This window comes from Anaerostipes rhamnosivorans, from assembly GCF_005280655.1.
Lineage (GTDB): Bacteria > Bacillota > Clostridia > Lachnospirales > Lachnospiraceae > Anaerostipes > Anaerostipes rhamnosivorans.
This window is the reverse complement of the sequence record NZ_CP040058.1, coordinates 3,272,963-3,298,484: the sequence shown is the minus strand read 5'-3', so window position 1 is coordinate 3,298,484 and position 25,522 is coordinate 3,272,963. Positions and strand designations below refer to the sequence as shown.

General features: G+C 45.4%; 25 protein-coding genes. 20 read left to right on the top strand and 5 right to left on the bottom strand.

Annotated elements, in window-relative coordinates:
* Positions 1-9: 9 nt before the first annotated feature.
* From AR1Y2_RS16315 to AR1Y2_RS16295, 5 genes are all read left to right on the top strand, one after another.
* Positions 10-1,047 (top strand): zinc-binding dehydrogenase, encoded by a 1,038-nt coding sequence (locus tag AR1Y2_RS16315; RefSeq protein WP_137329911.1) that lies wholly within the window; start codon positions 10-12, stop codon positions 1,045-1,047.
* A gap of 15 nt (positions 1,048-1,062) precedes the next feature.
* Positions 1,063-1,359, top strand: a complete 297-nt coding sequence (locus AR1Y2_RS16310; protein ID WP_137329910.1) for a PTS sugar transporter subunit IIB — start codon at positions 1,063-1,065, stop codon at positions 1,357-1,359.
* A 25-nt stretch (positions 1,360-1,384) separates the two neighbouring features.
* Positions 1,385-2,644, top strand: a complete 1,260-nt coding sequence (locus AR1Y2_RS16305) for a PTS transporter subunit IIC (protein ID WP_137329909.1) — start codon at positions 1,385-1,387, stop codon at positions 2,642-2,644.
* A 20-nt stretch (positions 2,645-2,664) separates the two neighbouring features.
* On the top strand, positions 2,665-3,111 hold the full coding sequence (locus tag AR1Y2_RS16300) for a PTS sugar transporter subunit IIA (RefSeq protein WP_137329908.1): 447 nt from the start codon (positions 2,665-2,667) through the stop codon (positions 3,109-3,111).
* A 116-nt stretch (positions 3,112-3,227) separates the two neighbouring features.
* Positions 3,228-5,270, top strand: coding sequence for a BglG family transcription antiterminator (locus AR1Y2_RS16295; protein WP_137329907.1), 2,043 nt, complete (start codon positions 3,228-3,230; stop codon positions 5,268-5,270).
* A 46-nt stretch (positions 5,271-5,316) separates the two neighbouring features.
* Here AR1Y2_RS16295 and AR1Y2_RS16290 read toward each other — a convergent pair whose 3' ends face one another.
* The 4 genes from AR1Y2_RS16290 to AR1Y2_RS16275 all read right to left on the bottom strand — a co-directional run bounded on the left by AR1Y2_RS16290 (position 5,317) and on the right by AR1Y2_RS16275 (position 8,438).
* Positions 5,317-5,787 (bottom strand): hypothetical protein, encoded by a 471-nt coding sequence (locus AR1Y2_RS16290; RefSeq protein ID WP_137329906.1) that lies wholly within the window; start codon positions 5,785-5,787, stop codon positions 5,317-5,319.
* 79 nt (positions 5,788-5,866) lie between these two features.
* Positions 5,867-6,604 carry a lysophospholipid acyltransferase family protein gene (locus AR1Y2_RS16285; RefSeq protein WP_137329905.1) on the bottom strand — a complete coding sequence of 246 codons (738 nt, stop codon included), beginning with the start codon at positions 6,602-6,604 and terminating at the stop codon, positions 5,867-5,869.
* Positions 6,605-6,641: 37 nt separating this feature from the next.
* Positions 6,642-8,090 (bottom strand): nicotinate phosphoribosyltransferase, encoded by a 1,449-nt coding sequence (locus AR1Y2_RS16280; RefSeq protein ID WP_137329904.1) that lies wholly within the window; start codon positions 8,088-8,090, stop codon positions 6,642-6,644.
* Between the two features lie 126 nt (positions 8,091-8,216).
* The gene (locus AR1Y2_RS16275; RefSeq protein ID WP_243118787.1) at positions 8,217-8,438 is read right to left on the bottom strand and encodes an HPr family phosphocarrier protein; all 222 of its coding nucleotides are present in this window, start codon (positions 8,436-8,438) and stop codon (positions 8,217-8,219) included.
* Between the two features lie 155 nt (positions 8,439-8,593).
* Between AR1Y2_RS16275 and AR1Y2_RS16270 the strand changes: the two genes are divergently transcribed.
* The 12 genes from AR1Y2_RS16270 (at position 8,594) to AR1Y2_RS16215 (ending at position 22,103) form a co-directional block, all read left to right on the top strand.
* On the top strand, positions 8,594-11,269 hold the full coding sequence (locus tag AR1Y2_RS16270; protein ID WP_137329903.1) for a sigma 54-interacting transcriptional regulator: 2,676 nt from the start codon (positions 8,594-8,596) through the stop codon (positions 11,267-11,269).
* Positions 11,270-11,370: 101 nt separating this feature from the next.
* Positions 11,371-11,787, top strand: coding sequence for a PTS sugar transporter subunit IIA (locus AR1Y2_RS16265; protein ID WP_137329902.1), 417 nt, complete (start codon positions 11,371-11,373; stop codon positions 11,785-11,787).
* Positions 11,780-12,256, top strand: a complete 477-nt coding sequence (locus tag AR1Y2_RS16260) for a PTS sugar transporter subunit IIB (RefSeq protein WP_137329901.1) — start codon at positions 11,780-11,782, stop codon at positions 12,254-12,256. The genes AR1Y2_RS16265 and AR1Y2_RS16260 overlap by 8 nt, the downstream gene beginning before the upstream one ends.
* Before the next feature lie 14 nt (positions 12,257-12,270).
* Entirely contained in the window at positions 12,271-13,035 is a 765-nt protein-coding gene (locus AR1Y2_RS16255) for a PTS sugar transporter subunit IIC (protein WP_137329900.1), read from the top strand.
* Positions 13,028-13,870, top strand: coding sequence for a PTS system mannose/fructose/sorbose family transporter subunit IID (locus AR1Y2_RS16250; RefSeq protein WP_137329899.1), 843 nt, complete (start codon positions 13,028-13,030; stop codon positions 13,868-13,870). The genes AR1Y2_RS16255 and AR1Y2_RS16250 overlap by 8 nt, the downstream gene beginning before the upstream one ends.
* Before the next feature lie 27 nt (positions 13,871-13,897).
* Positions 13,898-14,698 (top strand): alpha/beta hydrolase, encoded by an 801-nt coding sequence (locus tag AR1Y2_RS16245; protein WP_243118786.1) that lies wholly within the window; start codon positions 13,898-13,900, stop codon positions 14,696-14,698.
* 11 nt (positions 14,699-14,709) lie between these two features.
* Positions 14,710-15,225: an alpha/beta hydrolase family protein gene (locus AR1Y2_RS16240; protein WP_137329898.1), complete on the top strand. Its 516-nt coding sequence runs from the start codon at positions 14,710-14,712 to the stop codon at positions 15,223-15,225.
* A 502-nt stretch (positions 15,226-15,727) separates the two neighbouring features.
* The gene (gene ileS / locus AR1Y2_RS16235; protein WP_137329897.1) at positions 15,728-18,844 is read left to right on the top strand and encodes an isoleucine--tRNA ligase; all 3,117 of its coding nucleotides are present in this window, start codon (positions 15,728-15,730) and stop codon (positions 18,842-18,844) included.
* 48 nt (positions 18,845-18,892) lie between these two features.
* Positions 18,893-19,642 (top strand): GNAT family N-acetyltransferase, encoded by a 750-nt coding sequence (locus tag AR1Y2_RS16230; protein ID WP_137329896.1) that lies wholly within the window; start codon positions 18,893-18,895, stop codon positions 19,640-19,642.
* A gap of 365 nt (positions 19,643-20,007) precedes the next feature.
* Positions 20,008-20,946: a SpoIID/LytB domain-containing protein gene (locus AR1Y2_RS16225; RefSeq protein WP_137329895.1), complete on the top strand. Its 939-nt coding sequence runs from the start codon at positions 20,008-20,010 to the stop codon at positions 20,944-20,946.
* Between the two features lie 44 nt (positions 20,947-20,990).
* On the top strand, positions 20,991-21,677 hold the full coding sequence (locus AR1Y2_RS16220) for a M23 family metallopeptidase (protein ID WP_243118785.1): 687 nt from the start codon (positions 20,991-20,993) through the stop codon (positions 21,675-21,677).
* Positions 21,678-21,854: 177 nt separating this feature from the next.
* On the top strand, positions 21,855-22,103 hold the full coding sequence (locus AR1Y2_RS16215; RefSeq protein WP_137329893.1) for a GIY-YIG nuclease family protein: 249 nt from the start codon (positions 21,855-21,857) through the stop codon (positions 22,101-22,103).
* A gap of 5 nt (positions 22,104-22,108) precedes the next feature.
* Here AR1Y2_RS16215 and trhA read toward each other — a convergent pair whose 3' ends face one another.
* Positions 22,109-22,753 (bottom strand): PAQR family membrane homeostasis protein TrhA, encoded by a 645-nt coding sequence (trhA, locus tag AR1Y2_RS16210; RefSeq protein ID WP_137329892.1) that lies wholly within the window; start codon positions 22,751-22,753, stop codon positions 22,109-22,111.
* Positions 22,754-22,967: 214 nt separating this feature from the next.
* On the opposite strand from trhA, the gene AR1Y2_RS16205 reads away from it, so the two are divergent.
* The 3 genes from AR1Y2_RS16205 (at position 22,968) to AR1Y2_RS16195 (ending at position 25,433) form a co-directional block, all read left to right on the top strand.
* Positions 22,968-23,318 carry a DUF134 domain-containing protein gene (locus AR1Y2_RS16205; RefSeq protein WP_137329891.1) on the top strand — a complete coding sequence of 117 codons (351 nt, stop codon included), beginning with the start codon at positions 22,968-22,970 and terminating at the stop codon, positions 23,316-23,318.
* Position 23,319: 1 nt separating this feature from the next.
* Complete coding sequence (locus tag AR1Y2_RS16200; RefSeq protein WP_137329890.1) at positions 23,320-23,706, top strand: NifB/NifX family molybdenum-iron cluster-binding protein; 387 nt, start codon at positions 23,320-23,322, stop codon at positions 23,704-23,706.
* A gap of 143 nt (positions 23,707-23,849) precedes the next feature.
* On the top strand, positions 23,850-25,433 hold the full coding sequence (locus AR1Y2_RS16195; RefSeq protein ID WP_137329889.1) for a DEAD/DEAH box helicase: 1,584 nt from the start codon (positions 23,850-23,852) through the stop codon (positions 25,431-25,433).
* The last annotated feature ends 89 nt before the right edge of the window (positions 25,434-25,522 follow it).

Genomic DNA, 25,522 nt, shown 5'->3' with positions numbered 1-25,522 from the left:
GGGAGCATCATGAAAGCAGCATTAATGTACGGCCCCGGGGATATCCGGGTAGAAGAGATTGAAAAACCAGCGTGTCCAGAAGGGGGATTCTTACTGAAAGTCATGGCCATCGGCCTGTGCGGCTCCGATATCCGCAATCTGACCACAGATTCAAGAAAAGGGGACTACCCGCATATTTATGGGCATGAGATCGTGGGCGTTATTGAAGAAGTCTCTCCGGGGATGACAGAGCATAAGAAAGGGGACCGGGTCTATGTGTATCCGGTGGATCACTGTCTTAAATGTGAGGAATGCAGGAGCGGACACAGTGAAAACTGCAGCAATGCAGGGGACTATACCTCCAGGCAGGGCGGATTTGCGGATTATGTGCCGGTGACAAAGGAGCAGGTAGAGAGAGATTCTGTTTTCCTTATACCGGATGAAGTAAGCTTTGAGAGTGCCTCATTGGGAGAACCCCTGTCTTCTGTTTATGCATGCCAGGATAACATCAACGTGGGATTTGGGGATACGATCGTCATCATAGGGGCCGGACCCATCGGCTGCTTCCATGCACAGCTGGCAAAGCTTAGAGGAGCGAAAAAGGTGATCATGATTGAGATCAATGATTCAAGGCTTGAGATGGCAAAACAGTTTGGGGTCGATGAGACAGTTAACAGCACCATGGAAGATCCCATTGAGGCAGTCAGGCGCATGACTGGGGGAAAAGGAGCGGACAAGGTCATCTCAGCCAACCCTTCCACACAGGCGCAGGCCCAGTCCATATTTATGGCAAGAAAGGGAGGCATCATCGTATTCTTCGGGGGAACAGCAAAAGGAGCCATGACAGAGCTGGATACCAACTATATCCATTACAACAATCTTTGGATCTACGGACACTTCGGCGCCAGCAGCATCCAAGTGCAGAAATCTTTTGAGCTGGCAATCTCGGAAGACTTTCCAACAGAAAAGTTTATCACGCACATTCTGCCCTTGGAGGAGATCAATAAGGGAATCGAATTAACCAGATCAGGGGAAGCGGTCAAAGTTGTATTGCTTCCGAACCAATAAAAGGAGGACCGGACTATGGCAAAAACATTATCAATCTTGGTTGCATGCGGAAGCGGGGTTGCTACTTCCACCGTTGCCCAGGAGGCAGTAAAACAGATCTGCAGTGAGGCGGGGATCCCTGTAAAGATCGTAAAGAGCACTATGTCAGAAATTCAGTCAAAGCAGGACGATGTGGATCTCATCATGGTGACGACAAACTACCGGAAGCCGGTGAACAAACCGTTGATCAAGGTCTTTGGGCTCATCTCAGGGATCGGCGAGGATAAGATCAAAGAGGAGATCGTCACTGCATGCAGGGCGCTCTTAGACTGAAAAACAAAGAGGGAAGGAGAAGATTATGGATATTTTATTAAAGATTGCTCAGACAATGATCAATATGGGAGCCGTATCGCTGCTGCCCATTATGATCCTTATCCTAGGACTGGTGTTCCGTATGAAGTTCGGAGCCGCGTTAAAGGCAGGACTCTTTGTAGGGATTGGGTTCCAGGGCCTGAGCCTGGTCGTAAGCCTGCTCACAACAGCCATCCAGCCTGTATCAGAGTATTACCAGAAGCTGGGGTCCGGATTTACTACGGTGGATCTTGGTTTTGCCGCCACAGGAGGGGCAGCCTGGACCGTGCCGTTTGCGCCTTTAGCGGTGCCGCTGATCGTGCTGGCCAACTTTATTCTGATTTTTATATTTAAGCGGAAGGTGTTAAACGTTGACATCTGGAATTACATACACTTTTTAATTCCTGGAGCGCTGGCATATGCCCTGTTCCACAGTGCGGCTATCGGTTTGGCGGTTACCGTGGGAATGTCAATTATTTCAGTGCTGGTGGCAGAGCTCATCGCGCCGAAATGGCAGGAGTTCTTCGGACTTGAAGGCACGACCTGCAGTACATTTTCGTTTATCACATTTATGTATCCTTTATCATGGCTGATCAATAAGATCTTTGATAAGATTCCGGGATTGAAGGATCTGGACATCAGCATGGACTGGCTGGAGAGCAAATTAGGAGTATTCGGGGAATCATGCTTTGTAGGATTTATCGTGGGAATATTTTTAGGAATCCTGACCCATCAGCCGATTGAGAATATCCTTGGGATCGGTATGGGCATTGCCAGTGTTCTGATCCTGATCCCGAGAATGGTTTCGATCATGATGGAAGGGATCACACCGATCGGAAACGCGGCCAGCAAATTTATGAAACGCCATCTGGGAGAAGATGCAGAGTTATGGATTGGTATGGATGTTGCATTGGGACTGGGAGATCCGGCCTGTGTCACATGTACTGCCATCTGTATCCCTATCACCATTGCCCTTGCATTTATTATCCCCAATATGACTTACTTCCCGATCGGACTGCTGACCATCGTCTGCTATACCACGGTGTTTTGTGTCATGGCCAGCAAGGGAAATCTTGTGAGAAGCCTGGTCTGCTCCATTGCCTGTATGTTTATCATCGCGTTCTGCGCAAACCAGTTTGTGCCAGAAGCCACGGCAATGTTCAGCGTCACAGGCCTGGACTTAAAAGGAGGACTTGCAACCGACGGATTCTTTGGATTTGATCTTGGAAATGTATTCATCTGCCTGCTGCACAGGCTGATCGGATAGGACTTAAAGAGGTGACAGGAATGAAATCAAAAAATACTTATCTTGTTGTGGAAGGCTCTGCAGAAAACTGGAAAGAAGCCATCGTTTTATGCGGGGAATACATGATGAAAAACGGAAGTGTAGAACGTGAATTTATAGACTCTTGTATTGAACGGGAAAAGGAATATCCAACGGGACTCCCTTCCGCCATACCAGTGGCAATCCCGCACAGCAAAGTAAAGGGCATCCATGAAAACTGTATTTGCTTTCTGAGGCTTAACAAGCCTGTAAGATTCTACCGTATGGATGACAGCGAAGAATTTGTGGAGACCCGGCTGGTGTTTAACCTAGCCATAAAGCAGGCCGAAGAGCATTTAGAATTTTTACAGAAATTAATGCAGTTTGTGATGAATGAACAAGTCATATCCAAGTGTAACAAACTGCCTCTGGAGGCAGTCAGGGAATTATTTCTGGAGGAACTGGAATAATAGAATATGGCATTGCGGGAGACTGCAATGCCTGTTCTTAATTCTAATGGACTGAGAGGCTCAGGAGTTGAAGTGGATATATCCACTTTGTGATCTATAAAAGGAGTAGAAGAAAGATGCGAAGGCGAAGTACAGAGATTATACAAAAAATAATCAGAGACAGTGACCGCACGCTGACTGTGAGAGAGCTGGCTTCCCATTATGGCATATCCCAGAAAACACTCAAGAATGATATCAAAGAGATCAACCAATTCCTGCGGACGATCCCTGTGGGTGAGATCAGAACCACAGAGGAAGGAAAGCTGATCTTAGGAAGTGATTTTGATGAAGATGTGGTGGAAAATTATCTCTATGAGATGGATGCATATATGTACAAGCTATCACCGAAGGAACGGCAGATCTATATCTTGATGGAACTGGCGTCATCCCAGACATATATCACCATGCAGCATATTGCGGAGGAACTGTATGTGAGCCGCATTACCATTGTAAACGATATGGAAGTGATAAAAGAGAGTATGAAAAGCTTTCAGGGAAAACTGATCCTGGACTCGGGAAAAGGAATGCTGCTTAAATTCCAGGAAAAGGAAAGGATCAGCATCCTGGTTGAATTATACCGCTCCATCGCTATCAATGTGGAAAATGAAGGTTTCTTTCAGCGCATGATCTTAAACCGCATGGAGATCAAGCATAGTTTTTCCATCCTCTTTGAGTATATGCAGGAGTACATGAAGGTCAGCAATCTTGTGTTCATCGAGGATGTATTTTACGATATCGTGCTGTATCTGTTTGTGGTATTTAATTTCTGCAGGAGGGAAGGCAGAGCAGTCACAGGCAGGACTCCTCTGTCGGGGATTGACCATATGATCCTCTATGCAGGCCATATGCTGGAAGTGACTGTTACCGAAGATATGATGAAGGGATTCAGGGAGTATATCGCGGACCATAAGCTGTATTCTTTTGTAAAGACGGTGGATGAGATCGAACTCTACAAAGTCATCATGAATTTTGTGGGAAAGATTGACCAGGAGATGAACCTTGATTTGGTGAGTGATACAAAACTGATGGACTCTCTCCTGATGCATATAAGGAGCATAAAAGACTGGGGAAACTATGAGGTGGAGCTGCCTAAGGAATATGATTCCTCTATCAATTATGAAAGGCTGGAGGAATTGGTCAGTCAATATGCCTATATACTGGAGGGGTTTCTCTCATATCACCTCAGCGGCAACATGAAAAAATCAATAGTGATCCATATCTGTGTGGCGATCATCAGAAACCGCCGCTATCTGCCCAAGATTTCCGTGGTTATCGTCTGCCCGGGAAGCATGGCCACCGGAAAATATTTAGAGGCGCAGATAAAAAACTATTTTGATTTTAACATTATCGGCGTGCTGGCGGCCCACGAAGTGATCGGACGACTGAAATACAACGCGGAGCCTGTGGACTTTATCATTTCCACCGTACCGATCCACACAAAGGAATATCAGGTCATAAAGGTACACCCGTTTCTGCAGATGGACGATCTAAATCAGATCCAGAGGCTCACATTTCAGAAGCACACTTTAAAACCAGCTACAATGCAGCATAAAACAGAGGTCCTATTAGGCCAGATCCGCACGATCATAGAAGACGAGGAGCTGGCAGACACGCTCTGTAAGACCATCGGCGGGGTGATCAAAGAGTATCAGAGGGAAAAAGGAAAAGAAAGAGTGAATCCTCTCATGGAACTCTTAAGAGAAGATATGATCGAGATAGAAGAAGCCTCCATGCCCTGGAGGGAGGCCATGCACCGGGCAGCCGCGCCTCTGGAAGATCAGGGATATATATCCGCTGAATATATTAAAAAGTCTATTCAGAACGTGGAAGAATACGGGGATTATATTGTGGTGAGCCGGGGAGTGGCCCTGGCCCATGCGGGCAGAGAGCACGGGGTATATAAAGATGGTTTGAGCCTTCTGGTAATAAAAGAGGGAGTCATTTTTACGGAATCAGAAGATCCGGTATATCTGTTGTTTTGTTTTGCCTGTGTCGGAGAAGAAGAATACCTGGAGTTGATCAAAAGGATCATTCAGCTTGGAAGGGCAGAAGGAAAAATAGAGGAAGTGCTGGCTCTTGCCGGCACCAAGGCGGTTTATGAATATATGACAGCAGAATAATGGGCAAAAAAATACAGACAGAAGTGCAAGTCTTCTGTCTGTATTTTTATTTCTTGCCTGATAAATTGCGGGATGCTTCAATCGTTTTCTTCTTAAACTTCTTAAAGAACCCTTTTGTTTCCTGCGGCGGTGCTACATTCCGCAGGTTATGAATTTCGGTAATATATATGCCGCTGACTTTGGCTTTGATCTCAGCCTTTACTGGCACTTGGTCATAAATCAGTTCATCACATAACAATGGAGTGATTTTTGGTCCGATCTTTACTTTGACCACAGGTACTTTGGCGATCTTGGCACGTTTCGGAATCTGGTCAATGACCATTTTCGGAAAACCTGCTTCTGTCATCTTCATCTTCTTTTTATCAATGACCAGCATTGAATACATCTGTGCTGCACTTTCCAGCTGTTCGCGCTGGACTTCCTGCTTTTTCTGAAGTTTGTTTCCTACAAAATACAGAATGGCAAGAACAGCAAGAACTACGACCGCGATAATCAATAAAACCATCCATACTTGCATTTCTTTCTTCCTCCTGGCTCTTTACATCTTTAACTTCACGCCTTCACACGGCATGCCTAAATGACATTATATCATCTTTTCAGGCCATTGTCTTATGTTTTTTTCTCATTTCGATAATTTCTTCACGAACTGCGGCGCCCAGGTGTTTCTGTGTCTGGCGGTCCAGCTGGTCAGGGTAGATCGGCGGACCAAATGTAATATGCACTTCAGTTGGTTTTACTGTATATTTTTTATTATTCTCCAGGATATCTGCTGTTCCGGAGATGGCCATAGGGACAACGGGAACATTTGCTTTCAGGGCCGGTCTTAAGCTTCCCTCCTTAAAGGCGTGGGGTTCCTCATCCTGGCTTCTGGTCCCTTCCGGGAAGATGACCATGGAAAAACCGTTCTTCAGATACTCTGTCCCTTTGTTGATGGTCTTCATACCCTCTTTTATATTCTTCCTGTCCAGGAACAGGCAGTTGATGAACGTCATCCAGTGGCTCAGGCACGGAATTTTGCCCATCTCGTTCTTGGCAAAAAAACCGGCTCCGTGTGGAGTGGCCACGTAGCTGCACAGGATGTCATAGTAGCTGCTGTGGTTGCCCACAAAGAGGACTGCGGTGTCCTCTGGGATATTTTCACGGCCGTCCACAATGACCTTTGTTCCAGCAAAACGCAGGCAGGTCTTAAAGGCATTCATGATCATTGACTGAGCCTTTTCGGCTCTGCGGTGCTCCTGTCCAGTCCTGTTCCAGTGGTCAAACAACGGGTATAGGGGAAAGGTCAGAGTCAAAAAGAAAAACAGATATATAATATCAGCAAAAAAACGAATCATAGAGATTCTCCTTTCAATACTTTGACATATTTAAAACTTATACTTTTTGGGATAACAGCTGATTCTTCAGATCATACAAAGGCTTTGACAAATCCACATATACGTTCTGTGGGTTCACCAGACGCCTTGTCTCGTCCCAGAGAGTATTCAGCTCGCCGGTGCAGTAATCCCTGATCTCCATGGCGGAAGGGTTTTCGTATACACACTGTCCTTTCAGGAACACTGGAACGAGAAGTTCTCTCAGTGTATAGGTTCCACCTATGATCGTTGACTTCTTCCATGTGGCGGTCGGATCGAAGATCACCAGATCTTCTTTGGAGGAATAAGACTCTTGCGTGAGACAGATCAAATCCGCGCGGATCTTTCCCGTGGTCTTATCGTAAATCCTGTAAACCGTCTTATTGCCGGGGTTGGTTACTTTTACAGGATTCTCTGAAATCTTTATTTTTGCTTTAAACTTTTTCTCATCCTTATGCTTTGCAGCTGCCAGCTTATAGACGCCGCCAAAGGCAGGGCAGTCGGAAGAGGTGATCAGTTTCGTGCCTACTCCCCAGGAAGTGATCGGTGCACCCTGGAGCTTCAGGCTCTGAATCAGGTTCTCATCCAGGTCGCTGGAGGCAGAGATAATGGCCTCAGGGAAGCCGGCCTCATCCAGCATTGCCCGGGCTTTCTTGGACAGATAGGCCAGATCCCCGCTGTCTAGGCGGATGCCGATCTTTTTAGGCTGGATGCCCTGTTCCCTCAGTTCTTTGAATACACGGATCGCATTGGGGACACCGGATTTCAGGGTGTCGTAAGTGTCTACCAGCAGCATGCATGCATCCGGATATAAGGTGGCATAGGTTTTAAATGCGGTGTACTCATCCGGGAAACTCATGATCCAGCTGTGGGCATGGGTACCCAGCACCGGAAGATCAAACATCTTCCCGGCGAGGACGTTGGAAGTGCCGTCACATCCTCCGATCACTGCGGCTCTTGCCCCGTAAGTGCCTGCGTCTGCACCCTGGGCACGTCTCAGGCCGAATTCCATCACACCGCTGCCGCCGGCCGCATAGACCACGCGGGAGGCTTTTGTGGCGATCAAACTCTGATGATTGATGATATTTAAGATGGCAGTCTCAATGAGCTGGGCCTCCATCATCGGTGCGATCACCTTCAGCAGAGGCTCCATGGGAAATACAACAGTACCCTCCGGTATGGCGAAAATATCGCCGGTAAAATGGTATCCTGCAAGGTATTCCAGAAAATCTTCGTCAAATATGTCAAGGCTTCGCAAGTAGTCAATATCTTCATATGAAAAAGACAGATTTTTGATATAGTCAATGACCAGGTCAAGTCCGCAGGCAATGGCATAGCCGCTGCCGGATGGGTTGTCCCGGTAAAAGACATCAAAGATCACAGTCTCATCATTGCCGGACTTATAATATCCCTGCATCATGGTCAGTTCGTACAAGTCCGTCAGCAATGTAAAATTTCGAGTCATCATCCCCCGAATCTCCTTTGTGTAGTTAGTTTCTGACTAATCGTCATATTTATTATATTATATCATAAATAGTGGAGAAAAATCCAATGTATCAGAGTTCTGTTTCCAGTATTGTCAAGAGCTGCTGTTTTACGGATTCTTCATCCGGCCCCTCAACCGTAATCGATAATTCGTCTCCGCATCCGGCCCCCCCAGGGCCATCAGATCAATCGGGTTCTGGGCGGCAGCCTCATTTCCATTGCAGGAAAGGAGAATGGAACAGCCGGTACTTCTGGATAAAGCGATGATGGACACGCATGGACGGGCGTGAAGTCCGTTATGTGCTTCAATCTTATAAGAAAGTGTTTGCATGAGATAAAACCTCCAAATGTTACCTGATTAATTTTGGTATTTTGATATAATCTTATTACTTTCTATGGTAACATATTGTGAAAGAGAAAATCCATAAAATTGTATGGATATCACGAATTTCATAATGAAATGATACGATAGCTGGAGGGAGAGCTATGGAGAGAGAGAAAAAGACCAACAAAGAAAGACTTTTTGAACAGATCGAGAAGAAAGCAAGAGGAGAAAAGCAGGGAGTTGATGCCTCTCGGCTTGCCGAATATCTGGGCATTCCAAGAAATCTTGCCAGCAGCCTGCTCAATGAATTGGCAGCGGAAGGAAGGATCAGAAAGATTAAAACACGGCCGGTTCTGTTTTACTGTGATGTTTTGGAAAAAGAAGAAAGAGACGAAGAGAATCCATTTCATGGATTTATTGGTTATGACAAAAGCCTGAAAGACCAGGTAGATAAATGCCGTCTCGCCGCAAGCTATCCTAACAGGGGAATGCCGGTCATGATTCTGGGACCCAGCGGTGTTGGGAAGAGCCTGCTGGCGGAATACATATACAGATATGCAAAATATAAAAATCTGATCCCTGAGGACGCACCGTTTGTTGTCTTAAACTGTGCGGATTATGCCAACAATAAAGAACTGTTGTCATCTATTTTATTTGGTTACAAAAAAGGAGCGTTCACCGGCGCCTCGGAAACTACAGAAGGACTGTTCCAAAAAGCAGATAAGGGCTATTTATTCCTGGATGAATTTCACAGGCTGCCGCCAGAAGGACAGGAAAAACTGTTTCGTTATATTGACAAAGGGGTGGTGGCGAAGATTGGTGACAGCAGCCAGGAATCCAAAGTGGATGTGCGATTGATCTTTGCTACCACAGAAGATATTAGTACAATGCTGGACACCTTTATACGAAGAGTCCCGGTGATGATCGAGATCCCTCCTTTTTCAGAGAGAACCATTGAGGAGCGGTTTCAGATCATCTGCAGCCTGTTTTCACAGGAAGCGGAGACGATGGACTGTACATTCCGGGTTAGCAGCAATGTAATCAACCAGCTCTTGATGCTGGATCTAAAGGGCAATATCGGAAGCCTGAAAAATGCAGTAAAGCTGTGCTGCGTTGGCGCATTCTGCAGGGAAGACGGAGACATGGTGAAAGTAAGTGTCCGGGATCTGAGCGATCATTACCGCTTTGAACGGGGAAAGTCCCAGATACAGTACATCACGGAAGCAGTCGTGATAGACAAGGATTGGAAACCCAAAGAGACAGCCAGGTTGAAGGTAGAGAGGGTTCAAAACAGCTTAGACTTCGGTGAAGTTTGGCGGCTTTTGGGAAGATTCCAGAATCATGGTATTTCTCAGGAGCGTTTCCGGTCCAAAGTCTATAAGATGCTGGAAGGTTTCACTGGAGGGGTAATGGACCTGAGCGGTGATGAGATGACAGAGGGCATCTATCAAGGGGCTATTGAAAAAATCTTGTATTACCTGCAGAACAACTATGGCCTGCAGTATAATGGGACTATGGTGACTGTATTGAGTAGAACCCTGCTCTTGTTCAGCAGAGATTTAAGTTATTCGGAAGAAGAGGTGGAAGCTCTTAGAAAAACCGAAGAGCTGATCCGAAGGCAGTTGTACAGATGTTATAAGATGAGTGCCATATTTTATGAAATGGCCAGACAGACCATTGACTATGAGGCATGCCCACAGATGATCCGTATTTTTGTTGCATTATATTTTTTCTGCAGGATGGATATACAAAATGATCTGAGCAATGCGGTCATAGCAGCACACGGACATGCCACTGCATCCAGTATTGCCAGCATGGCAAACCGGATGTTTGGACAGTATATTTTTGAGGCTTTTGATATGCCGTTCGATATAGAGAAAAAAGAGATTGTAAAAAAGGTCAAGTCTTACTTAAAGCGGGTGGACACATCCAAAGGGCTCCTGCTGTTTGTGGATACAGGCTCACTGCTGGATATTGCAAAGGATATCCAAAATGAAGTTGAGGGTGACCTGGGGATTATTAATAATATCACTACCCAGATGGCCATGGAAGCAGGGGAGAGAATCCTAAGGCGGGAAGGAATCCATTTTATCGTGGAGCAGGTTGTCAAAAATAATGTGACCAATTTTACTTATATCAAACAGAGAAAAAAAGCTGACGCTATAGTAGTATGCTGCATTACAGGCATCGGAACGGCAATCAAGATCAGGGATATGTTAAGAGAGAGCTTTCGGGAGACGGAAGTGGAAGTGGCTGCCTGCGAATACCAGGAGCTGGTCTCTAAAAAGTCCCAGTGCGGAGTATTTCACAAGTATAATGTCTTATTTGTCATTTCCACTATTGAGTTGGAGATCCAGGATGCACATACGCTGCTTTTAAATGATCTTGTGACAGAGAAAGGGAAACATCTGATAGAAGAAGGGTTAAGAGAAAAGTATCCGGAAAAGGTGATAAGACAGGTGATGACAAACATCATTAAGGGCTTCAGCATGAGAAATATCATCGGACAGCTTACGATCCTGAATCCGGATAAAATCATCCTGGATGTGGAGGAGGCGGTGGAAAAGATAGAAGCGGTTCGTAATACTGCATTTTCTGTAGATCTGAAAAAAATGCTGTATATTCATATCTGCATCATGGTGGAACGATTGATCCTGGAAAAAGGAAGACTTCCCCAGGGAGATGAATCCGTGTTTGAGAAGTGTCACCCGGATTTCATAAAAAGTGCAAAAAACAGCCTATCTGTCATTGAATCCAAATATAATGTGTCAGTAAACCTGAGGGAACTAAAATTAATTTACGAATTGATTACTGGAAAAAGCGGAGGTCCTGCATAGAATTGCAGGGCTTCTTTTTTTATGTCCTATTTAGTTGGCACAGCGTTTGCTATATAGAGTTATATAAACTTATTACAGCCACATGCAAAAGGAGGACTGAGATGATAGGAATGGTCATAGCGGCACACGGGGGATTCGGGAAAGAGCTTCTGAACAGTGTATCACTGGTTGTCGGACCTGTTTCGGATTGCGCTTCATGGTCCCTGAATCCCGGGGATAACATTGAGAGGACAGGACTTAAACTACAAGAACTTTTAGAAACACTGGATAAAGGGGAAGGAGGAATCGTTTTTACAGATATCTGGGGAGGTACACCGGCTAATCTGGCGCTGAAATACTCCAGAAACAAAAAGATCAAAGTAATCTCCGGAGCAAGCCTGCCGATGTTACTGGAATTTATGGACATACGAGAGGAACTGGGACTTCAGGAAACTGCAGTCCGCTGCGTAGAAGCAGCAAGAAAAGGGTCCGTCATCATTAGTGACCTGTTTAATGAAAGGAGGAAGGAAAATGGCTGAGGTTCAGATCGCAAGAATTGATTATCGCCTGATACATGGGCAGGTGGTGACAAAATGGATGAAGGCTTACCCGGCAAAACGAATCGTCATCGTGGATTCAGAGCTGGCTCAGGATGATTTTATGGCGGATATTTATATGATGGCCGCGCCGGCAGGTACAAAAGTAGATGTAGTGGAAACAGAACGGGCGGCAAGTTTTCTGAAAAATATCAAAGGAAGCGTATTTTTATTATTTAAAAATGTGGAATCCTGTTATCAGGCTTTTTTTGACGGAGTGTCGTTTCCAAAACTGGTAGTGGGAGGGATTCCCACGGATGCGGGGAAGGTACTGGTTTACAGCAGTATTTATATGAGCTCGTCTGAATACGAAAAACTGGAACAGATCAGCGGAGCCGGGATCGAGGTTATCTTACAGTCAACGCCGGATGACTCCCATGCAGAGCTGTCAAAGATTAAAGAAAAACTATAAGAAGGAGGATTCATATGGACGTACAAACGATTGCAATGGCTGTTGCCATGGGTTTACTATACTGGATTGCCAACGGGTATCTGGGATATACCTTTTGGATCTCAGTGGGTACACCGTTTACTATGGGACTTGTGGCAGGTTTGATCTACGGGGATGTGGCAACTGGTATTATCCTTGCTGGAAGCATTAAACTGATCTACCTGGGGGTATTTGCTCCGGGCGGGCAGCTTCCGGCTGATGAAGGGATTGCCGCAGCGTGTGTGATTCCCATAGCATTAAAGACAGGAATGGCACCGGAAGTGGCTATTTCGCTGGCAGTGCCGGTGGGGCTGTTAGGGGCTTTCCTTTATAACTTAAAAAAGATTGTCAACTGCATGTTTGTTGTAAAGGCAGACAAATATGCGGAAGAGGGAAATACAAAAGGGGTCTGGCGCTGTGCCAGTATCTGGCCGTTCCTTTTAAGTTCCCTGCTATTTTTTCTCCCAGTTTTTCTCGTAAACATCTTTGGAGCGGATGTAGTGAAGCCTGTCTTAAATGCCATACCTGAGTGGCTGATGCATGGACTGGAAGTTGCGGGAGGAGTGCTGCCTGCTGTCGGATTTGCAATGATCATCTACATGATTGGAAAAGCAAAATATATTCCGCTGTTCCTGATCGGATTCTATCTTGTGAAAATCTCAAATATCAATACGCTGGTTGCGGGAGTGTTTGCGGTCTGCATCGCTGTCACAATGATCGTGATGAAGCGGGAAGTAAAGGAGGAGATAGCTGATGAGTGAGAAAATAAATATAAAAGAAGCAGTGGAAGTAGAAAGCAGGGAAGATTCTGTTCTTACAAAAAAAGACATTGACAAGGCATACTTCCGCTGGTGGCTGACAGCGGAGATCAGCGCCAATTACGAGAGAATGCAGGGACTTGCGTATGGGGCCAGCATGATTCCTGTTTTAGAAAAATTGTATCCAAAAAAAGAAGAACTCTCAGAAGCATTAAAAAGGCATCTTGCTTTTTTTAACACGGAGGCCACTTGGGGAAGCATGATCTTTGGCAGCGCTATTGCCATGGAGGAGGAGAGGGCAAAGCATAAGGAGATGCCGGGAGAGATGATCACCAGTTATAAGACCGGACTGATGGGACCGGTAGCTGGAATCGGAGATACCGTGGATCTGGCTACAATTTTTACTTTGGTAAGTGCGTTCTGCTGCAGCTTCGCGGTAAAAGGAAGTCTGGCTGCTCCGATCATCATGTTTCTGTTAGGCACAGCAATGTATGTGGAGGGCCTTATTTTTCACAGACTTGGTTATAAGATGGGACGATCCTCTGTCAAAAATATTATGTCCTCAGGCACCTTAAAGGATGTGATAAACGGTGCAAATATGATCGGTATGTTTATGATGGGTGCACTGTCAGCAGGATTAGTCAGTCTGTCCACTGTAGCAAAGACCAAATCTTTTAATCTACAGGAGACTTTAGATTCTATCGCACCGGGTATACTGCCTCTTCTTGTGATATTCCTGGCATATTACGGACTGAAGGGCAGAAAGATGTCTGCGCCGAAGATTGTTATTCTTATCATCCTCATATGTGTTGTAGGATCCTTAGTGAAAGTCTTATAAGAAAGAAGAGGGGGCGGTAGTATCAGTTTGATCAGCTGTAATTTTTATTCCAGAGCACTGAAACGCAGTACACGGTTTTTTGCAGCTTTGCCAAAAGAAACAGTCAGGGGAAAGCTACAGGTGCTCTATCTGCTTCACGGGGGAGGAGATGATGAGACCAAGTGGATCCGCAGGGTTCCGATTGAAAGGATCTTCTCCGGATGCAAGGTCCTGGTCATTATGCCAGACGGAGGTCTCAGTTACTATACAGACACGGTCTGTGGAGAACATTACTGGACCTATTTAAGCCAGGAACTGCCGGAAGTGGTGAAAACCTATTTTAACGTGTCTGAAAAAAGAGAAGATACATTTGCGGCGGGGCTGTCCATGGGTGGATACGGGGCAATGAAGCTGGCGCTGCTCAAACCGGAGAATTTTGCAAAAGCAGCGTCCTTTTCTGGGAGCCTTGATATGGTGAGGGAGATCAAGGTTGTTTTGTCCGACACAAAAGAACGAAAAGAGTTTCTCGGTGATTATGAAATGGATGAAACCTTTTATACATCTATCTTCGGAAACCTGGATCGGGTAAAGGGAAGTCCTGCAGATATATATTATCTATTAGAACAGCATAGAGGGAATATTGAAATCCTTCCAGAAATATATCAGTGTTGCGGTACGGAAGATTTTCTTTATGGATTTAACCTGATCTTTCGGGATAAGTTAAAGGAAATGGGAGCCAGGGCTGTATTTGAGCAATGGAGCGGAGGCCATGACTGGGTGTTTTGGGAGGAGGCTCTCCGGCGTGCGGTGCGGTGGTTTTCATTTAAAAAAGAGTATATACTTTGTTAGGAGGGATGAGTTTGGCATTCATACTCTGCGATTTTTATTCAAAAGCCATGGGCAAAGATACCGGGATAGATATGATCTTTCCTGAATATGGACAAATCGGTGAGGACAAGATAAGGCTTTGTCTTCTGCTGCATGGCCAGGGACAAGATGCCTCTTTCTGGATCAGGCGTACAGATATTGAGCAGACCGCCGGGGAGCAGAATCTGGCAGTTGTCATGCCGCAGGTGGCGGAAAGTTTTTTTACTCCGATACCAAATGAAAAAAACTTCACGAGATTCCTGAGGGAAGAACTTCCGGATTTTTTAATACAGACATTCCCATTTTTATCTGAAGACGCAAAAGACCATCTGATCGTTGGAAACGGGAAGAACAGTATGGGGAAAATCCGGGAGACCGTGGAAGCTGGATGTTCTTTTTATGACAGCGGGAAATGCCTGCCCTGTGATTTTAAGAGTGAGGACCTTAGGGATCTGTTGTCTCAATGGCAGACCTGCGCGGATAAAGAGGAAAATCCGGAAGGTAGTTGACATTTAAAAAAACCTATACTAAAATAAACACAAACAAAAATTTTTAAAATAAAACGTTGACAGAGACAGTACTTATGCTGTAAAAGCAGAGAGCGAGTCAGGGACGGTGGGAGCCTGATGCAAGTAGCACATAAGGAATATCACTCTTGAGTTGCAAGCTGAACAAAGTAAGCTGTGCCGGCATCCTCCGTTATCAGGATAACATATGATAGTATGTGAAATAGGTGGTATAGAATCAACAAGTGTTGTCCTATTTTAGGACAGCACTTTTTTTTATTCCATAGGGAAGTTATCCCTATGGAATAAAAAACGCTCCGCGAGGATCGCACTGCGGCGGTAAGGATTTATGTCGCCAATGCGACCCGCCGCAGGCGGAGAATCCCGCTTGCGGGATTCTTTCTTGTTCCATAGGAAAGTTCTCCTTATGGAATAAAAAAGTCCTACGGGCGTTATGCACACAAATGCGTAAGGAAATCATCAATAATAAAAGGAGAAATAAGCGATGTACAAAAAAGTATCTTCCGACTTGAATTTTGTTGACCGCGAAAAACAGACAGTAGAGTTCTGGAAAGAACACAAGATCTTTGAAAAGAGTATAGAAGAAAGAAAAGGGGACGACACCTACACCTTTTATGACGGACCTCCCACGGCCAACGGAAAGCCTCATATCGGACATGTTCTGACACGTGTTATTAAGGATATGATCCCCCGCTACCAGACAATGAAGGGGCATAAGATCATCCGGAAAGCCGGATGGGATACCCATGGTCTGCCGGTAGAGCTGGAAGTGGAGAAAAAGCTTGGGCTGGACGGAAAAGAACAGATTGAGGAATACGGTCTGGCTCCGTTTATCAAAGAATGTAAGGAAAGTGTCTGGAAGTATAAGGGTATGTGGGAAGATTTCTCAGGTGTGGTAGGCTTCTGGGCAGACATGGACGACCCATATGTCACTTACCACAACGACTATATTGAGTCTGTCTGGTGGGCGTTAAAACAGATCTGGGACAAAGGGCTTCTTTATAAAGGATATAAAATCGTGCCTTACTGCCCACGCTGCGGAACTCCGCTTTCCTCCCATGAAGTAGCACAGGGATACAAAGATGTCAAAGAGAAGTCAGCCATCGCAAGATTCAAAGTAAAAGAGGAAGAGGCCTACATCCTGGCATGGACAACAACACCATGGACCCTTCCCTCTAACGTGGCTCTCTGTGTGAATCCAAATGAAACCTATGTAAAAGTAGAAAATGACGGATACACTTATTATCTCGCAGAAGCATTGTGCGACACTGTTCTCGAAGGAGAATATAAGGTATTAGAGACATACAAAGGGACTGATCTGGAACACAAGGAATATGAGCCGTTGTTCCCGTTCGTCACACCAAAAGAAAAAGCATATTATGTGACCTGCGACACCTATGTAACACTGACCGACGGTACCGGAGTGGTGCACATTGCCCCTGCGTTTGGTGAGGACGATGCCCAGGTGGGAAGAAAATACGGACTGCCGTTTGTACAGCTTGTGGACGAAAAAGGTGAGATGACAAAAGAAACTCCTTGGGCCGGTACCTTCTGCAAAGATGCAGATAAACTGATCCTTAAGGATCTGGAAGAGAGAGGGCTTTTATTTGCCGCTCTTGATTTTGAGCACAGTTACCCTCACTGCTGGAGATGTGATACTCCGCTGATTTACTACGCAAGAGAATCCTGGTTCATCAAGATGACGGATGTGAAAGACCAGCTGATCAAAAACAACAATACCGTCAACTGGATTCCGGAGAACATTGGAAAAGGACGTTTCGGAGATTGGCTGGAAAACGTCCAAGACTGGGGTATTTCCAGAAACCGTTACTGGGGAACACCATTAAATGTCTGGGAGTGTGAGTGCGGACACCAGCATGCCATCGGTTCTATTGAAGAATTAAAGAGTATGTCTGACAATTGTCCGGATGACATTGAACTCCACCGCCCGTATATTGATGACGTGACTGTCAAGTGTCCAGAGTGCGGAAAAGAAATGCACCGGGTGGAAGAAGTCATCGACTGCTGGTTTGATTCAGGATCTATGCCGTTTGCGCAGTGGCACTATCCATTTGAGAACAAAGATGTCTTTGAGGAGAACTTCCCTGCGGACTTTATCTCAGAGGCGGTGGATCAGACAAGAGGATGGTTCTATTCTCTCCTGGCAATCTCAACCCTGCTGTTTGACAAAGCTCCTTATAAAAATGTCATCGTGCTGGGCCATGTCCAGGATGAGAATGGACAGAAGATGTCCAAGTCCAAAGGCAATGCAGTTGATCCTATGGAAGCTTTAAAGGAACACGGCGCGGACGCCATCCGCTGGTACTTCTACACAAACAGTGCACCGTGGCTTCCGAACAGATTCCACTCCAAAGCTGTGACAGAAGGCCAGAGAAAGTTTATGGGAACTCTGTGGAACACCTATGCATTCTACGTTTTATATGCGGAGATCGACCAGTTTGACCCGACAAAATACAGCTTGGATTATGACAAGCTTCCGGTTATGGACCGCTGGCTCTTATCCAAATTAAACTCTTTGGTGAAGACCGTGGATGAAAACCTGGGCGCTTACAGAATCCCGGAAGCCGCAAGGGCTCTCCAGGAATTTGTCGATGAGATGAGCAACTGGTATGTGAGACGCTGCCGTGAGAGATTCTGGGCAAAAGGAATGGAGCAGGATAAGATCAATGCCTATATGACACTCTATACAGCACTGACCACCGTCTGCAAGACTGCGGCTCCGATGATTCCGTTTATGACAGAAGAGATTTACCAGAACCTTGTAAAAAGCGTAGATGCTCAGGCTCCTGAGAGCATTCATCTGTGCGACTTCCCGTCCGTGGATGAAAGTATGTATGACAAAGAGCTGGAAGAAAACATGGACGCTGTCCTGAAGATCGTTGTTCTTGGGCGCGCGTGCAGAAACAGTGCCAGCATCAAGAACCGTCAGCCGATTGGTCAGATGTACGTGAAGGCTCCGGCCGAGCTTCCAGATTTTTATCAGGAAATCATCCGGGAAGAATTGAACGTGAAAACCATCGAGTTTACTGAGGATGTTTCAAACTTTACCACTTATAACTTTAAACCTCAGTTAAAGACTGTGGGACCAAAGTATGGAAAACTGCTGAACGGTATCCGCAAGCATCTGACGGAACTGGATGGAAACAAGGCCAAAGCAGAGTTGGATTCCAAGGGAGCGTTAAACTTTACCGTGGATGGTATGCCTGTGGAGCTTGCAGAGGAAGACCTGCTCATTGAAATGGTGAAACAGGAAGGCTTTGTGACAGAGGCAGACAATGAATTTACGGTAGTGCTGGATACAAATCTGACAGAGGAACTTCTGGAAGAAGGTTTCATCCGTGAGATCATCAGCAAAGTACAGTCTATGAGAAAAGAAGCAGGCTTTGAAGTCATGGATAAGATTACGATCTCCTATGAAGGAAATGAAAAGGTAAGCGGCCTGATCTCCAAAAATAAAGATACGATTATGGGAGATGTGCTGGCCACAGGCATTGTGTCAGGAGCTGTGGCAGGCTTTACAAAAGACTGGAACATCAACGGAGAAAAAGTGACTCTCGGAGTGGAGAAAAACGAAGTTTAACATCTTGCCGTGTACGGCAAAGACCTTTTATGAGCGGGGAGGATGCACATGGACGCCGATTTTGTAAACCTGATCCCGGAGAATCTTGACAGTGAGCATTTATGCTGCATCATCCGCAGCCGGAAACCCCATCCAGGGGTTGAGGCAAAGCGGCAATGGCTGTCAGAACGGCTGGGGGAAGGACATGTTTTCCGCAAATTAAATGAAAAAGCTGTGGTTTTTATCGAATATGCTCCCCTTGAAACTGCCTGGGTTCCCATAACTGGAGACAATTATTATTATCTCTACTGCTTATGGGCTTCCGGCAGCCATAAAGGAAAAGGATACGGGAAAGCCCTGATGGAGTATTGTCTGGACGATGCCAGGAAGAAGGGGAAATCCGGCGTCTGTATGCTGGGAGCGAAACGGCAGAAAGCCTGGCTTTCTGACCAGTCATTTGCGAAGAAGTATGGTTTTGAGGCTGTGGACTCAACGGATCAAGGGTATGAACTGCTTGCCCTTTCCTTTGACGGAACAGTGCCGGAGTTTACAGAGAGTGCCAAAAAGCAGGTAATTGAAAACAAAGAACTGACTATCTATTATGACATGCAGTGCCCCTTTGTTTATCAGACCGCCAAGACGGTGAAGCAGTATTGTGAGGCCAATGACGTACCTGTCTCTTTCATCCAAGTGGACACTCTGCAAAAGGCAAAGGAACTGCCCTGCGTTTTTAATAACTGGGCTGTATTTTATAAAGGAAAATTTGAGACGGTCAATCTGATCGATGCCGGCTGGTTAAAGAGACTGCTCAAAAAATAATAACAGGGTTCCGGCATCCTGAAAAAAGGGAGGTACACAGCATTTGTGTGTCTCCCTTGTTCATTTATTTTCATTGTCTCCAGTTGACATTATGTCCACTCATCGAAAGTTATTTACCACTATTTCCGTCGCGCTTTTGAAATGCGCTCCTCCAATAGTGGTAAATAACTTTCATGGAGCAGCCCCTTTTGTCTTGCAACAGCCATCTCCAGCAGACATTACGTCCATTTTCACCAGTTCGGAGGTTTTGCTGAAAGTTAGAAAATCTTACGTCCCTGAGACAGCAAGCCGGAGAACTGGTGAAAATGTCATACTTTCTGTCTGTCTTGAATAAAATAATAAGACGGACAGGAAGGAGGATTTTAATGAGAAATAAATTGTCCTACCTTTTCTTTTTGCTGTTTCTGTTCTGCAGTGTCCCATATCTGCTGACAGTGGTGCTTTCAGGAAAAGAAGAAACAAAACCTGTGGATTTTCAGACCCACAGCAGCGGCTATACAGTGACGGTGAACGGGAAAGCCATGGATTTGGAGACATATCTGCTGGGTGTCCTGCCCACACAGATCTCTATGGATAATGAAAAGGAAACTCTAAAAGCCCAGGCCGTGATCCTGAGAACAGATATCATGCGGAGAATGGACGGCAGAAAAGATGTCAGCCAGGATTCACTGCCATATAGATATGAGGAAGACAAAAATCTGGAGGAAAAGCTGGGAAAGCAAAAATATAAGATCACAGACCAGTCAAGGAAGCAGGCAGTGGGTGAGACGACCGGAGAAGTCATTACCTGTGAGGGCAAGTACATACAGCCGTATTTCCACGGCATCAGCGTGGGGACCACGCTCAGTGCCAAGGAGTGGTTTGGGAAAGATATCTCTTATCTCCAGGAAAAAGACAGCTTAAAGGATGTGGAATCTCCGGAGTATATGACAGGGATTCCTGTGACATATAAGCAGGTTGTGACTCAGTTAGAAAAAGAAAAAAAGATCAAGCTGACAGTGGAGGAGGCCAAAAAGTCCATCAGGATCAAAGAAAAAACAGGAAACGGATATGTGAAGCAGGTGCAGATCGGGAAATATGTCATGTCCGGAGAAGCCTGGGCCAAATGTTTTCAGCTGAATTCCACCAATTTCTATCTGGAGCCGTATGACGGAAAACTCAGAATGGTTGCGCTGGGAAAAGGTCTTGGATTGGGAATGTCCCAATACGGGGCAAACGAGCTTGCGAAGGATCAAAAAAGCTATAAAAAAATATTAAAATATTATTACACAGGAATTCAGATCACAAAATTGTCCGATCAGTGAATAAAGCCTCAGAATTCGGTAAAACTATCCCTGAGGTGATGAAAATGAAAGGACATAACCGGGACGTCTCTTCCCCATTAAAGAAATACTATGCGGTGATGCTGGTAGGACTGGCCCTTTTTATCGGGATCATGACATATTACAGCATAGAATTTAAAAATAAAAGAGACTTAGCAAAGCAGCAGGTAGACTTGAACAAAGATTCTGTCGGTGTCAATAACGGAGCCACCGAGGGAACCACAGAAGCAACAACAACCGAAGCGACAGAGGCAGAGACTGAGAAAACCACAGAGACAATGAGCCAGAATACGGTATCATATGATGGAAAGACAAAGCTCGCCTGGCCGCTGACAGGAAACGTTTTAATGCCTTACAGCGTGGATTCCACAATCTATTTTGAATCCCTGGACCAGTACCGGGTAAATAAAGGAATCATGATCGAGGCAAAAGAGGGAATGGCAGTCAAAGCCCCAAAAAGCGCAAAAGTCGAAGAAATCCGTAAGACAGAAGAATTTGGACAGACTGTACTCCTTGATTTAGGAGACGGCTACACAGCTCTCTATGGACAGCTGAAAGACCTGGCTGTGAAAGAGGGGGATTCGGTTACAAAGAACCAGATCCTCGGCAAAGTAGCGGCTCCTACAGACTGCTTCACATTGGAAGGTGCCAACGTGTACCTGCAGATGGAAAAAGACAAGAAGACAATTAATCCAACCAGTTATTTAGAATAGTGGAACAAAGATCTGAAAATATCGTATACTATATAAGAAGCAAAAATAACAGTCAATGTTTTTTCTACTTTACTTTGCTTTTTCGAGTATCTTACTTTTCACATCTTTGGCTGCTGTAGAAGAAAGGCTGCCGCTTCGGCAGCTTTTTCTTCGAATAAAATACGAAGGGATATACCAATGAAGTGCTATACATATGTTTTAAAGTGCAGTGACGGGAGTCTCTACACAGGATGGACCAATGACATTAAAAAACGTCTGAAAGCCCACAATGAGGGCAGAGGCGCCAAGTACACAAGAGGCCGGACACCGGCAGAGCTTGTGTACTTGGAGGAATTTGATACAAAAGAGGCGGCCATGAGAAGAGAAGCCGCCATAAAGAAAATGAGCCGGGCAGAGAAACTGAAACTGCCCGGCTTAAAAGTGTAATATTCTTAAACAAAGAACATCATGATCAGATGGCATGCGCTGCCGCCCATGACGAACAGGTGAAAGATCTCGTGCAGTCCAAAGTTTTTCCAGTGGTTTTCAAACCAGGAGAGCTTCAGCGCGTAGATGATGCCGCCCACGGTGTAGATGATGCCACCGGCAAGAAGGAGGCCGAAGCACAGGGCAGACAGCTTGTGGAACAGCGGAGCAATGGCTATGACACAAAACCAGCCCATGGCGATGTACATAACGGATGACACCCACTTGGGACAAGTCACCCAGAACATCTTAAAAATAATTCCCAGGATAGCGATGATCCAGATGGCTGTGAGAAGCCCGTATCCAATCCTGCCGCCCAGTACGATGGTGCAGATCGGGGTGTAGGAGCCCGCGATCAAGATAAAGATCATGGCATGGTCCAGCTTTTTTAATATCTTCATCACATGCTCCGAAGAATAAATGGAGTGGTAAGTTGTGCTGGCCGCATACAGACCCGCCATACTCAGTACAAAAATTGTCAGAGAGGCAATACGGACAGTATTATGGGTGGGAATGCTGTTGATGATCAAGGGGATCCCTGCAACAATGGACAAAACCATTCCGATAAAGTGTGTGATAGCGCTTCCGGGATCTTTCAGTCTAAACTTCATAATGTAAACCTCCGATATATACTTGGGTCATAAAATATTATATGTAGTAATCAAAACTATATTCGATGTATTTATATACTACTACTACACTATGTCCATTTCAAGGACTTTTCTTATATTTATAAAATGTTAAGATTTTATTTGACATATGTCATTAATGTGGTATGATTATAAGTGACATATGTCAAGAATAGTTCGGTAAAGGAGGGAATGGATGCCAAGACCAAGAAAATGCAGACGAGTCTGCGCAATGCCGGAGAACCAAGGGCTTGAGCCGCTGGGAGGCCGGGAGAACTGCTGCGGGAGCAGGATCGTGATGAGTATTGACGAATATGAAGCCATTAGACTCATTGATTGGGAAAAGCTTACGCAGGAGCAGTGTGCAGTGCAGATGGGGATTGCCAGGACAACCGTCACAGGTATCTACGAATGCGCCAGGACCAAACTTGCGGACGCTCTTGTTCACGGAAAGGTTTTAAAGATACAGGGGGGAGATTACACCCTGTGTTCTGAAAATAAAAAAGAATGCAGCAGACACTGCTGTAAAAAAGAAAAGGAGAAATAACATGAAAGTTGCAGTAACTTATGAAAACGGAGATATTTTTCAGCATTTTGGCCACACAGAGCAGTTTAAAATTTATGAGACGGCAGACGGAACAGTAAAGAACAGTGAAATTGTATCTACAAATGGAAGCGGACACGGTGCTTTGTCTGGATTTCTAAAAGAACACGGAGCGGATACCTTGATCTGCGGAGGCATCGGCGGCGGAGCACAGGAAGCCCTGAAAGAGGCAGGAATCACTTTTTACGGAGGAGTTTCCGGTGATGCGGACCAGGCAGTGGAAGATCTGCTCAAAGGCTGTCTTGCTTATGACGAAAATGTTATGTGCAGCCACCACGGAGAAGAACATCAACATGGAAGCTGCGGGGAACACGGCTGCGGCCGTCATTAATTGTCGAGAGACAATCGCATAGTCTTCTTGACGTTGAATAGGAAAATATGTTATAGTGGATAACGTTGTTGCTCTGGATTGTCAGCATGCCTGACAACCCGGAGCATTATTTTTGATTGAAAGAGAAAGATACAGAGGAATTTATGGACGCAGTAAGATTTGATGAATTAAACATTGACGATAAAATATTAAAAGCAGTAAAAGAGATGGGGTTTGAAGCAGCCTCACCGATCCAGGGAGCAGCGATCCCTGTGGTCCTTGAGGGTAGAGATATTGTAGGTCAGGCACAGACCGGAACAGGAAAAACAGCAGCCTTTGGTATCCCGCTTTTAGAGAAGCTGGATCCGAAACTGAAAAAGCCGCAGGCCATGATCTTGTGCCCTACAAGGGAATTGGCGATCCAGGTAGCAGATGAGATCAGGAAACTGGCGAAATTTATGTCAGGGGCAAAAGTGCTCCCGATTTATGGAGGACAGAATATCACCAACCAGATCCGTTCTTTAAAAACAGGAGCGAATATTATAGTAGGAACGCCGGGCCGTATCATGGACCATATGCGCCGCCATACCTTAAAATTAGAAGATTTAAAAATGATCGTTCTGGATGAAGCGGACGAAATGCTGAACATGGGATTCAGGGAAGATATAGAGAGTATCCTGGTAGAAGTGCCGGAAGAACGCCAGACACTGTTGTTCTCCGCTACCATGCCAAAGGCAATCCTGGATATTACGAAAAAGTACCAGAAGAATTCCAAGCTGATCAAAGTTGTGCGCAAGGAATTGACCGTACCAAACATTGAACAGTTTTATTATGAAGTCAGGCCAAAACAAAAAGTAGAAGTTCTCTGCCGTCTGTTGGATATGCATTCTCCGAAGCTCTCCATCGTATTCTGCAATACAAAGCGTATGGTAGATGAAGTGACAGGGGAGTTGAAAGGCCGTGGATACTTTGCGGAAGGACTTCACGGAGATTTAAAACAGAGCCAGAGAGACCGCGTCATGAAGAGTTTCAGGGGCGGACGTGTGGATATCCTCGTGGCAACCGATGTGGCGGCCAGAGGGATTGATGTGGACAATGTGGATGCAGTCTTTAACTATGACCTTCCTCAGGACGATGAGTTTTATGTACACCGGATTGGAAGAACCGGGCGTGCGGGAAGAACAGGAAATGCATTTACCTTTGTGGCAGGAAAAGAAATCTATAAGTTGAGAGATGTACAGCGATACTGTAAAACAAAGATCAAGGCAAGACCGATCCCAAGTTTAAATGATGTCCAGGCAACCAGAGCAGAAAAGACTCTGGAAGAGATCACGGGGCTGATTGAAGAAAATAATCTGGACAAATATGTGGATATGCTGGATGAATTCATCAATGAGACAGATTACACTGCATTAGAGATTGCCGCGGCATTCTTGAAAAAGCAGATTTCTGAGAATGAAGAAGAAGTCCGTCAGGGAGATGATTTTGGGGACACCGGCGCCGAAGAAGGAATGGTGAGATTATTCATCAATATCGGTAAAAAGAAAGGTGTCCGTCCGGGAGACATTCTCGGAGCCATCGCAGGAGAATCCAGTATTTCCGGAGATTTGGTAGGAGCCATCGATGTCCATGACCAATATACCTTTGTGGAAGTGCCGAAAGAAGTCGCAAAAGACGTACTGTATGGCATGAGCCATGCTAAGATCAAAGGAAAGAGTGTCAGCATGGAACCGGCAAATAGAAAATAAACAAAAAGCACTATGTCAGAATTTTTTCTGCATAGTGCTTTTTTCTATTGACAATGTACATATGGTATTCTATACTAAAAACAGTAACA